Annotated in this window: 14 protein-coding genes; 4 read left to right on the top strand and 10 right to left on the bottom strand. The window is 42.8% G+C overall.

Annotation, left to right across the window (positions count from 1 at the left end; genetic code table 11):
* Positions 1–5 precede the first annotated feature (5 nt).
* On the bottom strand, positions 6–5,150 hold the full coding sequence (locus EV212_RS01665) for a hypothetical protein (RefSeq protein WP_132087886.1): 5,145 nt from the start codon (positions 5,148–5,150) through the stop codon (positions 6–8).
* A gap of 396 nt (positions 5,151–5,546) precedes the next feature.
* On the opposite strand from EV212_RS01665, the gene EV212_RS13625 reads away from it, so the two are divergent.
* Entirely contained in the window at positions 5,547–5,861 is a 315-nt protein-coding gene (locus EV212_RS13625) for a hypothetical protein (RefSeq protein ID WP_243115427.1), read from the top strand.
* A gap of 475 nt (positions 5,862–6,336) precedes the next feature.
* Here the strand turns inward: EV212_RS13625 and EV212_RS01655 are convergent, their stop codons facing one another.
* Together EV212_RS01655 and EV212_RS01650 are read right to left on the bottom strand one after the other, a co-directional pair.
* The gene (locus tag EV212_RS01655; RefSeq protein WP_132087883.1) at positions 6,337–6,963 is read right to left on the bottom strand and encodes a hypothetical protein; all 627 of its coding nucleotides are present in this window, start codon (positions 6,961–6,963) and stop codon (positions 6,337–6,339) included.
* A 34-nt stretch (positions 6,964–6,997) separates the two neighbouring features.
* Positions 6,998–8,626, bottom strand: a complete 1,629-nt coding sequence (locus EV212_RS01650; RefSeq protein WP_132087880.1) for an ATP-binding cassette domain-containing protein — start codon at positions 8,624–8,626, stop codon at positions 6,998–7,000.
* 419 nt (positions 8,627–9,045) lie between these two features.
* Between EV212_RS01650 and EV212_RS01645 the strand changes: the two genes are divergently transcribed.
* Entirely contained in the window at positions 9,046–9,513 is a 468-nt protein-coding gene (locus EV212_RS01645; RefSeq protein ID WP_132087877.1) for a hypothetical protein, read from the top strand.
* Between the two features lie 35 nt (positions 9,514–9,548).
* A complete protein-coding gene (locus EV212_RS01640) occupies positions 9,549–9,875 on the top strand; it encodes a hypothetical protein (protein WP_132087874.1) in 327 nt (108 codons plus the stop codon).
* Between the two features lie 504 nt (positions 9,876–10,379).
* Here the strand turns inward: EV212_RS01640 and EV212_RS01635 are convergent.
* A complete protein-coding gene (locus EV212_RS01635) occupies positions 10,380–11,000 on the bottom strand; it encodes a hypothetical protein (RefSeq protein ID WP_132087871.1) in 621 nt (206 codons plus the stop codon).
* A 210-nt stretch (positions 11,001–11,210) separates the two neighbouring features.
* Between EV212_RS01635 and EV212_RS01630 the strand changes: the two genes are divergently transcribed.
* On the top strand, positions 11,211–12,122 hold the full coding sequence (locus tag EV212_RS01630; protein WP_132087868.1) for a Fic family protein: 912 nt from the start codon (positions 11,211–11,213) through the stop codon (positions 12,120–12,122).
* Between the two features lie 81 nt (positions 12,123–12,203).
* On the opposite strand, the gene EV212_RS01625 is transcribed toward EV212_RS01630, so the two are convergent.
* From EV212_RS01625 to EV212_RS01600, 6 genes are all read right to left on the bottom strand, one after another.
* Positions 12,204–12,389, bottom strand: a complete 186-nt coding sequence (locus EV212_RS01625; RefSeq protein ID WP_132087865.1) for a hypothetical protein — start codon at positions 12,387–12,389, stop codon at positions 12,204–12,206.
* A gap of 155 nt (positions 12,390–12,544) precedes the next feature.
* Entirely contained in the window at positions 12,545–13,000 is a 456-nt protein-coding gene (locus EV212_RS01620) for a hypothetical protein (RefSeq protein ID WP_132087862.1), read from the bottom strand.
* Entirely contained in the window at positions 12,997–13,272 is a 276-nt protein-coding gene (locus EV212_RS01615) for a phage holin (RefSeq protein ID WP_132087859.1), read from the bottom strand. Before EV212_RS01615 ends, EV212_RS01620 begins: the two co-directional genes overlap by 4 nt.
* Before the next feature lie 44 nt (positions 13,273–13,316).
* On the bottom strand, positions 13,317–14,042 hold the full coding sequence (locus tag EV212_RS01610; RefSeq protein WP_132087856.1) for a hypothetical protein: 726 nt from the start codon (positions 14,040–14,042) through the stop codon (positions 13,317–13,319).
* Between the two features lie 21 nt (positions 14,043–14,063).
* On the bottom strand, positions 14,064–14,849 hold the full coding sequence (locus EV212_RS01605; RefSeq protein WP_132087853.1) for a hypothetical protein: 786 nt from the start codon (positions 14,847–14,849) through the stop codon (positions 14,064–14,066).
* Entirely contained in the window at positions 14,795–15,295 is a 501-nt protein-coding gene (locus tag EV212_RS01600) for a hypothetical protein (RefSeq protein ID WP_132087850.1), read from the bottom strand. Before EV212_RS01600 ends, EV212_RS01605 begins: the two co-directional genes overlap by 55 nt.
* Positions 15,296–15,357: the final 62 nt, after the last annotated feature.

Here is a 15,357-nt window from a genome sequence, read left to right as displayed (position 1 = left end):
CCTTTTTATTTTAAGCCAATTTTACGGGCGTCTTTATAGAATTCTTTGCCGATCATCGGCGCAATGCTCCTGGCAAGCTGGCGCAGCTCCCGAACCGTGTATTCGTCTGCTTTGCCTTCAACCTGAATCAAAGGCGCGTCGAAGACATTGGTTACAGTGTCCGGGTTCTGAGGTGCAGAAAATTGCGGAAGAGGGTGAACAAGTACCGGAGCGGCGTCTGCCAGATTCCGTATGGTGTTCCACTGGGTTTCTGTAAGCACCGCTTCTTTGTTGCGGCCGAGGAAGATACCATCCTCTCCGGTGGATTCCAGGATACCGCCATGGCTGAATCCGGCGGATTTCAGAGCGTTTAGAATGTGAATATTCTGTTCAGCGGTGCCGGTCCAGCTTCCCTGACCTCCGGCCCATTCGTGGAGTAATTGATAATTTCTGTCACTGGCTGCCCAACCGTTGTAGAGAAGCCTGTCATGGATGGAGACTTCCTTTGCCAGCCAGCTCAATCCTTTGGTCGATGGACTTGGGTCCAGTCCGAGATCATTTGGAGATTTTGGACCGGATGGGCCGTCGGGCTGATGCGTTTGATCTGTAGGGGATTCGTGCCCTTTTTCTGCCGGCTTTGGAGCAATGGATTGGATGACCGATGAATCTTCCCGTTTGGATGTGTCAATCTTGTCGGTGACGATCGTTGATTTTGCCGCTGCGTCCTTCATGGCATCCGTATACTGCTTGGCCGCATTTTTGGCTGAGAGCCATGGCCCGGCAATGTCCTCTGACATGTTCACGCCGATTTTATTTAATTCTCCGGCGACGGAACCATAATTGTCCCGGACATTTTTCAGTGTGTCGGAAATGACCTTTTCCTGAGTCTGGGTATTAGATTCCAGGTCTTTAATGTAGGCGTCGTACCTTTCCTGAAGATCATCCTGGGCTTTGTCATAGCCTTCCATCCGGAGGTCGTAGGCCCGGTCGTCCATCAGTTCCTGTTTATCCGCTTCAAGTTCCTTTAATCTGGCCTGGAGTTCACGGCGCTGTCGATCCACATTTTGTCCGGTCTGGCCTTCGAGGGCGGCCAATTGAGCCTGAAGCTGCTGAATGTCTTTATTCTTATCCTCGATTTTCTTCTGGTAATTATCATAGTCTTTCAGTCCTTTCAGCGCTTCTTTCCGGGCGGAGATGAGTTCTTTGTTGGCATCCAGTTCCTGTTTCAGACCATCCTTTACCAAGTCCAGAATGGCTTCTTTGTAACGTTTCACATCCGCCGCTGCATTCTGAGCTCCTTCCCGGTATTCTTCCAAGGATTCGTTGTATTCCTCCTGAGAAATATTTCCCATCGAAAGATGTTTGCCAAGCTGGTCAATGGCATTTTCATATTCGGCCATTAATTGCTTTGCTGTGGTCATCTGCTCAGAAATCAGGGCAATCTTTGTCAATCCGGAGGCTGTAAAGGAGCCATTGTCGTTGAAGAAATTATTTTCATTTAATAAATCACCGACACGGTCCAGCTCATCAGCAAAGCTTTTCAGATGGGATTCATTCTTTTTAAAAGCGCTGAAATCCGATTCGACGATCGTGTCTTTAATGTCTTCCAGTTCAATATTGATCGAAGCAATATCATCTTTGAGAGAGAAGATGTGCTCCTGCATGTCCATATAGAGGTCGGAACCGGCAAAGTCTTCCTGAGTTTTCATCAGACGGTCAAATTCAGCCTGTATATTTTTCAGCTCTTCGGATTTGACGGCCTTCAATTCATTGTTATACTTGATAAGGGCATCGTAATCACTGCGGCCGAGGGATTTTCCCTGCTTTTCGGCCAGTTCATTCAAAGTTTCGTAGTGACCGATGATGGTCTTAAAAAGGGAAGAAAGATTGCCGAAGTCATCGGTGATATTGTCGACCCGTTCTTCATTTAAATCTTTCACATCCAGTTTCAGATCTTCAATGGATTTACGGCAGTCCTCGGCCTTATCGTACCAGTCCTGATATTCTTTGATCTTTTCCTGTAAATCTTCATCGGTGATATCTTCGATCACGAGCTGACCGCTTTGAATCTTTTCAACATAGTCGCTGCCCAGACCAAGAGAAGCGGCCTTTGCCATATAGGCATTGTAGGATGCGTTCAGGTTGGATATTTCATTCTGGATAGCTAAAATGATCTGGCTGATGTAGGAATTCTGTGCCTTAAAGGTGGTCACGGATTCCAATTTGTTCTTCCAGTCCTCCGTCAGAGATTCCAGATGCTTGATTCGGTTTTCAATCCAGTCAAAGGTTTCCGGTTCCGGCGCGTCCCCTGAACCGCTGGCGTAGGCGTTGGACAGGACGGAATTTAATGTACCTTCCGCGTAGGCACGGCCTTTTCCGGCGGCCTTTCCATATTTTATAAGGCTCTTTGTCTGGTTGGCATTTAAGATAATATCGCCTTTCTTCAAATGTTCCCGGTGCATACCGCCCGGAATCAGCATCCACTTGCCGTTTCGAATAATCGATTCCGTACCCAACTCATTGACCAGGGCCGTTTCATTTTGAGGTAAGGAGACCTTACCGTCGGCGTGGGCCGGGGAGAGAAGGGTGCCGGTGACATGGCCGCCTTCGCCAGAAGATAATTTGAAGGGAACCTGATAGACCGTTTGGTATATTGGGGGCAGACTTGTCGGATAGCTTCCAAGATTGAAATTTGCCGTACTGGTTGCCACAGGCACAGTTTGAACTGTTTCTCCAGGCACTTCATTCACTGTTCGTTCACATGAATCATCGGATGTATCAACTTCTGTTCCGGGAACTTCATTAACGGTATAAGTGATGGTTCCATTTTTGTTTAATTCGAATTGTGTTCGTGTGCCGTCAATTTCTGTAAAATAGGAAATGGTACCATCTTCATTTTTTACAGCTTCTATTTCCTGTTCTACTCCGCTGATATCTGCATTGAAAGTTAATGTTTCACCAATTTCCATATCGGATACTTGAGCTTCGATACTTGAAACATCGGCTTCGGCTGTCACTTTGATTACTGGTTCGTTCGAGGCAAGAGCCTCAAAATCAATATTAAGCAGATTTTCAAGGTCTTCTTTGGAAAGATTTGTACTGTTCATTATGTCTTCCATGACAGACATTGCCTGTTCGCTGTTCAGGAAGGATTCCCAGTCTACAGCGTCACCATCATTAAAGGCATCCTGAAAAGCGTTTTGCAGATCCAAAATTGCCGAAATCTGACTTTGGATATTTTCACGGTCAGCATCGCTCTGATTAGAGTTAAATTTGGACTGGAGTTCTTCTATCTTGTCAGAGGCTGCCCGGTAACCGATATCGTCTTCTTCATCATATCCAGAGTTTTTTTCGCGCTCTTCCCGGTAAGCTCGTTTGGAGGCGTTCAGAGAAGCCCCGATTTCAGCGGAACGGTAGCCTTCATTCCATAGTTCCTGTAAGTGGTCAATTTCTGATTCCAGAGAAGCCATATCATACTCAAACTGAAGCTTGAGTATCTGCTCATTATCCAGTTCTTCAGGATGTTCTAAGAAGTAGGCATAGTCGGAATCCCATTGTTCGAGCAGGCCCCCAAGACGCTCTTTTGAGGCGCCGTCGCTCAATGAATCAAAGACAGTGCGAATACCTTCCAGAGATTGTTTATAAGCATCCAGGCCTTCGCCGCTGAACAGGACATCGTCCAATTCATAGCCATAATCTTCGAATTTATGAAGCAGAGCTTCCACGACTTCAACGCTGGTACCTAATTCTTTTGCAGCTTCGGCTGTGGATTTAAATTTGAAATCAACTTTGAACCGTCCGTCGTCCTCGTTGATGCTGACCAGTGAATCATCAAGATTTCCAATTGTTCCGTCTACAGCATCCAGATCACGGGCAAAATTCATGATGCTTTCGTCCGGAGTTTCGGCGTTAAACCATCGGGAAACCTTTTCATAGGCATTTTCCCAGGCTTTTGCATAAGCTTCCGCCTTGTTCTCACCATCTGAAATATCAATCTTCTCCGGTGAAATTAATTGGGCAACGGATTGAAAATCGTCAGTGCCGATAAGTCCCTGCTTGTAGAGTTCATTGGCCTGTTCTATGTATCCGGCCATGTTGGACCAGTCATTGCCCTTGTTTACTGTAGCAAATGCAGTCTGTACGCTTTCGAGAGAGCCATCAAAGGCTCCTGTGGATTGAGCAGCGGCTTCGGCAGAGGCTTGTGCATCATCCAGATATTGTTTCAAGGTGTTTACATTATCAATGCCGAGATCTTTCAGACCCAATCCCATACCTCGCAAGGTATCTTCCAAATTTTCTCCTGCATCAGATGCGGCCATTAAAGCATCTTTAATATAATTCCTGCCGGAAGAACCGTTAAAGAAATTGTCGAGTTTGGCCAGTTCCGCTTCGGGGCCTGTAAGATTTAAAGTATTAAAATTGTTGAGGACATCTGTCAGGGAACGATAAGCGTTCTGAGCTTCAGCACTCATGCCTTCTTTCATCAGACCGGTCATCGGATCGCTCAGACCTCCGTGCAGTATCTGTAAGTCCTGAATCTGGTCCGTTACATTATGGGTCAGTTTTGTTATTTCAGCTTCTGTGTCCTGAAGTTCTTTTTCGGCTTCGGTTTTCCTTTCAGAGCTTGTGAGAGGATTCTTTATTTCTGCCATTAAGCTGGCCTTTGTTTCTTTTAGATCTTCCAACTTTTGAATTTCTTTTTCTGTTGCAGTAAGGATGTCTGTCTGATCGTAAGCATAATAAGCTGTCCCAAAATCGTCATATACTTTTTTAGTATCCGAACCATTCTCAGAGTTTTCCGTAGGAACCAGATCGACTGTATTTTTCTGCTTCAATGCGCTGAGAGCATCGTTTACCGCAATATCCGAAAGACGACTGGCTGACTTCTCCTTCAACAGAATCTGTCGTTCAAGCTCTGAATTCTGGAGAATGAGCAGATTTAATTCAGTGGATTCGGCAGGAGATATTTTCTGCTGCTGTTTTAGTGCCTGGAGTTCAGATATCCTTGCGGCAGCAGTATCCAACTGAGAAGTTAATTCTGATAGTTCATTTGCTGATGAAGCATAGGCAGATTGAGATTTTGTACTGGTATTTACCGCACGGTCAAATTCGGTAGCTTTATAGATCAACGCGCCGACAGCGGCGATACCGGCCCCGGCTATCCATGTCAAAGGATTTGTGAGGGTAGCTTTCAGGGTTGTTCCGATTCCTGTAAAAATGTTTTCTAAAGAAGTTAATGAATCCCCTGAGTTTTTTAATCCCTTAAGAGCGATAGTAGCATCATCTGAAAAAATTGATCTTTTGAGAGCCTTTTGAGCGAAATCTTTTTCGACTCCAGATGATTTTAAGACTGTATTTACATCATTAGCATTGTCCATTTGATTAATGATGTTTCTTAAATTCCTGAGTTTTTTCATACTATATAAACCGTGGTATTCTGTGCTTCCAGAGGTTCTAATGGAGCTTATTGTATCTGACAACCTGCCTATATCTTTAAGTGACAATGTGTGGTATAGTATAATTAATAAAATTTCTATTATCATCAATTATTAATCGAGGTGTCGCATATGAGTTTAATAAAGTGTCCAGAATGTGGAAAAGATGTTAGTAATCTGTCAGAAAAATGTATTCATTGTGGGTATCCATTGCAAGGACAGCTAAAGTATAAGTCATATAAAGTAATTAAAAAAGAAAAAGAAGAAAAACGCAAAAAGGAATTGGAAGAGAAACAAGAAAAGCTGCGTTCGACGTTGCATTGTCCATATTGCGGTTCCTTGGATGTACGACGTAATATGGGCTTTATGGGTGGACATAGTCTTTTTGTTCCTTCTGCGTCTATCGGCAAAAACTGGAGATGTAAAAACTGCGGAAGCTATTTTTAATCTTCTGTCGGCTTCTCCAGCCGCAGGACAGTCTGCGGTTAGAAAAATATCTTCTTAGATATCACTGGTCTGGCCGCCGGAAGGGCGGCCGCGGCATGAAGCTTGCCGCAGTAGTATACTACCATTGTTTATTTACCCTGGAACATTCATTAAAAGCACATGCAATTATGGCCTGCATGTCCTCCGAGGAAGGGTGCTCTCTCTGCGCCTCCCGGTCATTAGTATCTTTGTCCCGTCACCACGCAGGAACGTGGTTGCTGCTAACGGATTATATGATACGGCTGTGCGCTGCCGGGTTGGTTCGTGCGTTGTCACGGAACGCCTGCGTGGGCGCTTTTTTTCATCCGATTCACTGTGGCTTTTGTCACAGAATAGTGAGTTCGACGAATTATTCCTCTATTTATTTTAAAACCCTAATCTCACCGCATTGAACACTTTCGCCGTTATGAAAGCATCTTTACGATGATAGACCCACTTATGGTAAAGTTGCAGCCAGGAATTTTGGCTGATCTAGGTTTTGTTTAACTTTTTCTGATAATACAGATACGTTTTCATATGTTGAGCTGACTTTTAAAATGGTGTTTAAAGCAGACAAACCACCGTCCAACACCGATTTAAAATGGTTTATAGGACTGGAGTTGTCAGCAGAAACAGAAGGTGCCTGTTGTGTTGCTGCACGTCCTGTACCGGATCCAGTAGGAGCAGCCGAAGAAATCTGGTTGTATTTCTGGATGGAAGAATAGAGTTCTTCATAGGCTTTACTGGCTTCACGCATCCGGTTCAGTTCAGCTTCGGAAGGACCGGAAATCACAGGAGGGCTGATATTGCCTGTGCGGATAATGGCGCTCTGAAGCCGGTTTTGGGCATCAACGAGGGCGTTGATATCCTTGACGGCCTGACTGTAATCTGAAAGGTTCGGAGCCTTCGGGCCGGAAGCAGAGGCTTGTTTGGTGTTCAGTTTCTCAGCCAGTCTGGCCGCTTTTTCAAGACCGGAGGTATCCAGCTTTATCTTTATGGTCCGGTCTCTCGTTAAGTTTTTTAATTCTTTTTGAAATTTTCCTGAATCAAGTTCAGGAGTGATCTTGACTTTGTAGTCGGGCATTTGATTTCTCCTTTCATAAAAGTAGTTCCCCTTATTAAAAAACAGAGGAAGAATTTATAGTTGCAATCGCTTCTCTGAGAGAAAAGAAGCGGAGAACACGGAGTGGCTTATTCAGCAAATGGAACACTCTGTGCTGAAATTTATGATAAATCCCATGGTATGGGAGATTGTGTTCACCGGAATCCATACTATCGTAAAGTTCTTCGAGGGCTGAAAGTGAATTTTTGTATTCGGACAGGTCTTCAAGAGAGGAATGCCATTGGTCACTGGTAATATAGCCGTAATCCTCCATTCGGCTTAAGATATCTTCGACGGCGCCGATACCTATGCCCATGTCCTTGGCGAGCAGCGCAGTGCTTCCGATGTCCGAGATCCAATCATCATCTTCTCCAAGAGAGTGCATTTCTTTGAAATCCTGGATGAAATTTTGGAGCCCGGTGTCATTTTCGGCGGTAAAGTAGCGATTGAATTTCTCCATGCCTGCCTGATAGGCTTCGATGGAATCATCCATGCCATAGGAGATATAATCGGCAAAAGCTTTGAAATCATCTGTGCCAACAAGACCCTGGTTAAATAGATCGGTTGCCCTCTGTGAGTAGACGATGGCCTGTTCATAGTTGTAACCGGAATTTTTTGAATGGAAAGCAGAAGCAACACTGTTTATGGATTCTGTATCCGAAAGACTTTTGATTGAATCAGATGCGGCATCTGCATCAGAGACCAGAGCATTAAGGTATGTTTTTAAATCCTTGATATTTTCCACACCCAAATCATCGAGACTCAGACCCATGTTTTTTAATATGATATTTAAGTTTTCACCGGATTTTGCAGCCTCGATCAGTGTGTCTTTTATTACATTTTTTGAATAAGAATTATCAAAAAATTTATCGAGATTTTTTGAAGAACGCTCAGTTGGTGAAAGATTTTGGCTGTTGAAGTCATCAATGATTTTGGTAATGGAACTATAATACATCTCAGCTTCAGCACTCATATCCGTTTTCATCAGACCAGTCAATGGGTCTTTAAAACTTTCACGAAGACCGTTCAGAATTTTAATATTATCTGAGACGGTATTAAAGCGGTCAGATATTTTAAGATCGAAAACGTTAAGCTTTTTTGTAAGCATATCTTTTTCAGATTTGTTGGAGGTGCTATTAAGTTTATTTAATAAAGCAGTACGCTCAGTTTGTAAATCAGACAGTTCGTTTATTTGATTTTTAGTAGCAGAAATAATATCGGTTTCTGCATAACCGCTGAAATATCGTTCACCGTCTTCTGCAGGTGAAAGAATCTCTTGAGTGAAATCTGTAGTTCTTTGTAATTTTAATGCATTTAATGCATCATTTACTGTAGTTTCAGATTGAGTGTCTGCCATCTGTTGTTTAAGACTTATTTGCCGCTCCAGCTCTTCATTTTGAAGTTTCAGAGTTTCTAATTCACTTTGTTCTGTGAAAGAAATTGTTCCAGCGTTCTTTAAAGCCTGTAATTCAGATATACGCTGTGCGGAAGTTGCTAATTCAGAATTCAGGTTGTTCAGTTCCGAAGCAGTTTCGCTATAGGAAGACTGTGAGCTTGATGTTTTTGATATCGCATCACTAAATTCATTTGCTTGTTTTGATAGGATACTGATTGCGGCGACGGAGGCACCAAGGACTGCGGCCACAGGTAATATCGAAGGCAAATAGCTTACAAGTCCTGAAAAGATAAGGCCCAGATCATCGCCTGTATTTGTAAAGCTTTTTAACCCGTCAAGTGCTATGCCGAGATTGGTTACAGTATCTGCAGAAGTGGAAGCGGCTTCTGCAACAGTATTTAAAGACTTAGCATATTCAGGAATCTCGTTTAAAGCGGTTTCAGCAATTTCTTTAGGTACATTCCCAACTTTTAGAAGTTTATTGATTTCGGTAAAATCACTTGCATTTTCCAGTTCGGATTTTAGGGCTCTGTATTGATTACTTGATGTCGTGTTAATTCCTTTAAAAGATTTTACCCGGTCGCCATATAAACCTATATCTTTAAGTGACAGTATGATATAATGAAAACAATATTTCTACTTTTATTTCATTTCAAGGGGGAAAGAATATGGCGTTAAGGCTATGTAAAAAGTGTAGAAAAACAGTATTGAGTAAAGCAGTACAGTGCCCTTACTGTGGTAATCCAATGGAGCAGCACGAAGAGGAAATCATATGTAAAATCAATAATGTAGATTATGATTTTACAGAAATATATAAAAAAATGATGGCTATTGATAAAAACAATTTAGAATGGTCGCATTCAGAAGAAATGCTTGAAATTATCTGGGAGGTATATGATTTAACTCAGGTAAGGGGAACAAGTAGTTTTTGCATAGAAGCAGTAGAAACAGGAATGCTACCATCTGAATATAATGCTATGACGGTGGAAGAGTGGAACGAGCAGGTGAAGAAAAGTACTCAGAACCATGTCATAATAAAGTGTCCATATTGCGGTTCCATTGATGTAAAAAAAATTTTTTTTGGTGGCTTTGCTCAGAAGCAATGGCACTGTAAAAAATGCCGAAGTGATTTTTAATGTATAGCATTCTGTGTATGGAAGGAGAAAGAGTTATGTCATCAATAAAATGTCCTTCTTGTGGACAAAATATAAGTAAACACGCAAATGTATGTATCTGGTGTAAATGTCCTTTAACGCCAACGGTTATGAATGCTGCGGAGGAATCAGAAAACAGGCGCAAAATAGAGGCACATAAAGAAAAATGGGAGAAAAAAGAAGAAATGCGATTAGCTCAGATACGTGCGATTGAGTCAAGGCAAATTCATTGTCCCTATTGCGGTTCTGTCAATGTCAGGAAAACTACATTTTGGTCGGATTTTGGTCTATGGCAATCTGTAGGGAAACAGTGGGTGTGTAAAGATTGTGGAAGCTATTTTTAAGGACTTTTTACTGTGAATAAAGTCTTTCAAAAACTGTCAGCTTCTCCAGCCGCAGGACAGTCTGCGGTTAGAAAAATATCTCCTTAGATATCACTGGTCTGGCTGCCGGAAGGGCAGCCGCGGCATGAAGCTTGCCGCAGTAGAATACTACCATTGTTTATTTACCCTGGAACATTCATTAAAAGCACATGCAATTATGGCCTGCATGTCCTCCGAGGAAGGGTGCTCTCTCTGCGCCTCCCGGTCATTAGTATCTTTATCCCGCCGCCACGCAGGAACGTGGTCGCTGCTAACGGATTATATGATACGGCTGTGTGCTGCCGGGTTGGTTCGTGCGTTGTCACGGAACGCCTGTAAGGGCGCTTTTTTTCATCCGATTCACTGCGGATTTCGTCACAGAATAGTGAGTTCGACGAATTATTCCTCTATTTATTTTAAAACCCTAATCTCACCGCATTGAACACTTTCGCCATTATGAAAGCATCTTTACGATGATAGACCCACTTATGGTAAAGTTGCAGCCAGGAATTTTGGCTGATCTAGGTTTGTTGTTAGTTTGGAATTGATATTTTTTAATAATGTTGGCAAACCGTTACCTATAGAGGTGACGGCAGATAATGTATTCAGTGCAGTTATTCCCTTATCCAGTATGGATTGGGAAGAGTTAGCGTTTTTTGAAGCATCAGTCTGCATCTGTGAAGAAGGTATAGAGCCTTTTCCAGAATCAGTAGAAACGGCCGAAGAGATTTCGTTGTATTTCTGGATGGAAGAACAGAGTTCTTCATAGGCTTCACGCATCCGGTTCAGGTCAGCTTCGGAAGGACCGGAGATCGCAGGAGGGCTGATATTTCCTGTACGGACGATGGCGCTCTGGAGTCGGTTTTGGGCATCAACGAGGGCGTTGATATCCTTTGCGGCCTGACTGTAGTTTGAAAGGTTCGGAGTTTTCGGGCCGGAAGCTGAGGTCAGTTTGGTGTTTAGTTTTTCAGCCAATCTGGCCGCTTTTTCAAGACCGGAGCTATCCAGCTTTATCTTCATGGTCCGGTCTCTTGTTAGGTTTTTCAATTCTTTTTGAAATTTTCCTGAATCAAGTTCAGGTGTGATCTTGACTTTGTAGTCGGGCATTTGATTTCTCCTTTCATAAAAGTAGTTCCCCTTAATAAAAAACAGAGGAAGGGTTTGTAGTTGCGATTGCTTCTAGATAGTGTATTCAATTATTTTGCAGTTTTCCACTGTTACTTAAACATAATGCTTTCTTTACAGAGTGTCTGACGGTTTCGTCCTTTACTTTTTTGCTCTTTATGGTACAATAAGTAAAGGATGGGGGCGAAGACTATGATTTCATATTCCGTTTTGCTGCAAAAACTGAATGAAAAAGGTTTGACGAAAACTGCATTGACAAGGGAGCTTGGTATCTCATCTCGCACCATGGCAAAAATCGGACGAGGAGAGAAAATCGCCGATCATGTTCTTGAAAAAATGGCTGTTTTTTTCGGTTGTTCTGCAGGTGAACTATGTCAGACCATTTCGGATAACGTTTTGCTTCAAACTCTCAGGGATGAGAAAAACATCCGTATGCCTGGAGGTCTGTACCATGAGCTTCAAGTGCGGATGACCTATAACTCTAACCACATAGAGGGAAGCAAGCTTAGTGAAGATCAGACCAGGCTGATTTTTGAAACAAACACCGTAGATGTGGGAGAGGGTATTCCTGTTGATGACATTATTGAGACCGTCAATCATTTTCGTGCCATTGACTTTTGTATCGATATGGCGGAAGAACCTCTTACCGAGGATATCATCAAAGAACTGCACCGTATTTTGAAGCAAAGTACAAAGAACTCTTCGCTTGCATGGTTTGCCGTTGGGGATTACAAGAAAAGAGCTAATGTAGTCGGCGGCCGTGAAACTGCAAAGCCAAAAGAGGTTGCTCCACGCATGAAAATTCTGCTTTCTGAATATGAAGCCAAAACGGATATCACGATGAACGACATCATCCGTTTCCATTATGAATTTGAACGTCTTCATCCGTTTCAGGATGGCAACGGCAGAGTCGGCAGGCTGATCGCATTAAAGGAGTGCCTGCGTTTTGGGCTTATTCCGTTTATCATTGAGGATGCCAAGAAGCTGTATTATTACCGGGGGCTCTCTGAATGGGAACGGGAGAAAGGATATCTGACAGACACCTGTCTGGACGGACAGGATACCTTTAGAAAACTGATGTCCATATTCGATATTCCGTCATAATTAGCATTTTTTAATAGAACGTGCAAGGGACATCCATCTCCAAATTTCTAAAATTGTGATGGATGTCCCTTTTGTCCGTTTTTATGCCGGGATTTCTACGATGACGACATTGTCATATCCGGAATAAAGTTTTTCAAAGTGTTTTTTGCGAAACTCTTCATGAGGTGCGCAATGGATTTCATCGATAATTTCCGCTTCAAATGTGTCGATTCGGACAGCGAGAAGTATCCTATAAGGGATGAAATGAATTTCTGTCAGATTGTCCATGGACGATTCCTCCTTTGTCATAAATTAAGATATCCTCCATTATAAAGAAGTCAGTGTCCCATAAAACGGACTTTGAGAAAAGAAAAAGAGATTTTTTATATGAAAACCTAATTTGGTCTGTAAGTTTTTTTACGATTTAGGTTTGTGTTCAGATGTCAGGACTGTGTAAGTTGATTTTGATTATATAAATCCAGGATTTCTTTGTAGGAGTGAATCAATTGAATGAGTTCGTTGGTAATGCTGGCTTTGTCAATGCCGGTCTGGTAGGCCAGGTCGTTGTCCAGATTTTCCAGCATTTCCTGAAACTGTATGGTATCGGCATTTTCGGCAATAATGGCATAAATATCCGTATCGGCGAAAAAGATTTCGATTTCATCCCAATCCAGATCGCCATCAGCGTCTGTGATTGCTGTGGGATATTCAAAATCCGGTGCATAGGCTCTCAGAATATAATATTTAATGGCGATGTCCTTCAATAATGAATAATAATGACCGTCCTGAAGCAGGACCTGTTCGATATTCATTATGGTCATTAATCGCTGCATGGCCGTCAGTACCGTTTTGTATTCAAATTCGTATTCGGTTCCGTTATATGTATAAATTCCTTTCATGAAATTCCCCCCCTATTGGTATATTTATAGCCTTCTTTATAGGCGTCACCGGCGATGGCGGCTTTTGTAAAGCTGTTGTTTTTCCACCAGGCCCATAAGGAGGCAGCGGCGGTCAGCAGCATTGATATGCCGTTGTATATCTCATCTTCACTGAAAGGCAGAGGATTCTTACCGGTGATTGTCAAAAACTGGTTAAGCAAAGCCACGAACAGAACAAATGTTCGAGAAATGGTCCCCACAGAAATTTTGTTCATTGTTGATTTTCCTTTCATAGAAATTAAGAGGGCGGCCGAAACCGCCCTCTGGTACAGATGATTTATTCTTCTTCGAGAATAAGGTCTAACATTTCATCCTTGTCATTGACCATCAGGTCGCAGGTGATTGTGATCGTTGCCGGATCGCCATTGTTGGACATGCTGATGCTCATATTGGACTGTGGAGTAACTTTGTAAGCGATAAACTTATATGGTAAAAGTTCATCGTTTTCTGTTTTCATAACTGTGTCGCCGTAAACCGTAAAGGCTTTCGGGAAGGAGCTGCCTTTGACAGAAATTTTCTGAACCTTGTCTGTAATGTCTTTGACATAGTAGACAATGACTTTGTCTCCGGCTGCGGCATCTGTAATGGTCACTGTTTTATTCGCAACAGTTGCAGTTTTTGCTGTACCGCAGTCATCGTCGGCAGCAAATACATTAATGGCTGCGCCGGAAGCTGGTGTATCTGTCAGTGTGACAGTGCCGCCTTCGGCTGCTGTAAGTTCTTCTCTGACCATGAATTTAGCGGATTTGGACATATCGCCGCCAGTCAGTAACTGATACAGTTTGAAGCTCTGCATCTGTGTTTCGATAGTCAGTGTGCCGCCTCTTTCACCGGAGAATGCCACGCGTTTTGGATGACCCTTTCCGCCGTAGGCAAATACGCTTTCTCCTGTGATTTCTGTTGTGCTGACATTGGCATAATCCATGTTCAGGAACGGTGTTTTTGTTGCGTAATCCTCAAAGATCAAATCACATACTTCTCTGTTTGCAAATGTGTTTCCCATTTTAATTTCCTCCTTTATGGGTTAATTTTCGTTTTTATACCATTCATTTCCTTTGAAGGTATTTTTGGTGTTTCCATAAGCAGCGACGGACATTTTCTGAATGTCAAAATAGATGCCCACCTGTTCTTTTTTAAACTGCTCATAGAATTGATATATGGTCAGATCCCATATATTCGTAAAGTTAATAGAGTTGCTTTTGACGGCCACCGCGGTGACCAGATTGGGCAGGTCCATATCTTTATCATGTTTGGATTTCCCGGAAGCCTGCTGTCTTCCCTGACGGATTTTGGTGAGTATTTCCAGAGCCCGTTTGTTTTTGATTTTAGACGCGTCCACATCATAGTCCTTGCGCGCAATACCGCATTTCTGTAAAATGATGTCACAGAGCTCGGAAAAATTTTCAGCACAGATCATGCCGACAGGGATAATCTGATTATCTTTATCCTTTTCTTTATAGGTAAAGAATAATCGATTGTTTTCGTCCCAGAGAATATTTTCCTCCAGAAAGAAGTCAAACATTGCGGCATAGGATGTCTGAAGCCGGATGTCAGAACGGATGAGGTCAAACATGGAAATGTTGTTCTCCTGTCCGCAGGCCTGAGGCGTCATTAAAAGAAGCCCCAGATACATCTGATAGCCCTGCCAGGTGGTTCGGGGATTCCAGATGTCTCTGAGGGTCGGGGTCTTGACATGACCAATGCGTTCCACATAAAAGGAAAAGGGTGAGATTAAGTCAGAATAATCCAGTTTCATCATCTCACCTGCCTGAAATCGGGAACGAGATAAGTCATTGTCCGTCCAATCCATAAGCCGCCTGTGAAGGTTTCCACACTCTGAAGCTCAGGAAGACCGATGCCGAATTCCTTTTGACGCTGTCTTGAAAGGGCCTTATCTGACGGATAAAGAAGTTCTTCAATTCGTTCAGCTAATAAATCGTATCGTGTGCCGTAATAGCCGGCGGAGCTGTTCTGAACGGTAAGAATATCTTTGTGACAGACAGGCTGGATAACAATTTTCATTGTTTTCATTGTGGACGTCGTCTTTGTGACGGCAGTTTCCAAAAAAATATAACAGGCCGGTTCGGCCTCTGCCGGCTCCATGTAGAGATGGGGCTGAATATATTTTTTGGCCTCAATGGCGATAGCTTCATCCGATTTGCCGGAAGTTTCTTTTAAAAGAAAGCGTAGGATGTATTCATCGCCAAGAAGAATCGAACTGAGGTTATCTTTATATTTGCCGAGTTCTTTAAGCATTGTGTTACCTCCTCATGTTTGTTTTGTTATTTCTCTACACAATAAGAAAAACGGGAGATATG

The sequence above is a fragment of the Frisingicoccus caecimuris genome (genome assembly GCF_004340975.1).
Taxonomy (GTDB): Bacteria; Bacillota; Clostridia; order Lachnospirales; family Lachnospiraceae; genus Frisingicoccus; species Frisingicoccus caecimuris.
This window is presented reverse-complemented; position numbering and strand designations above follow the sequence as displayed.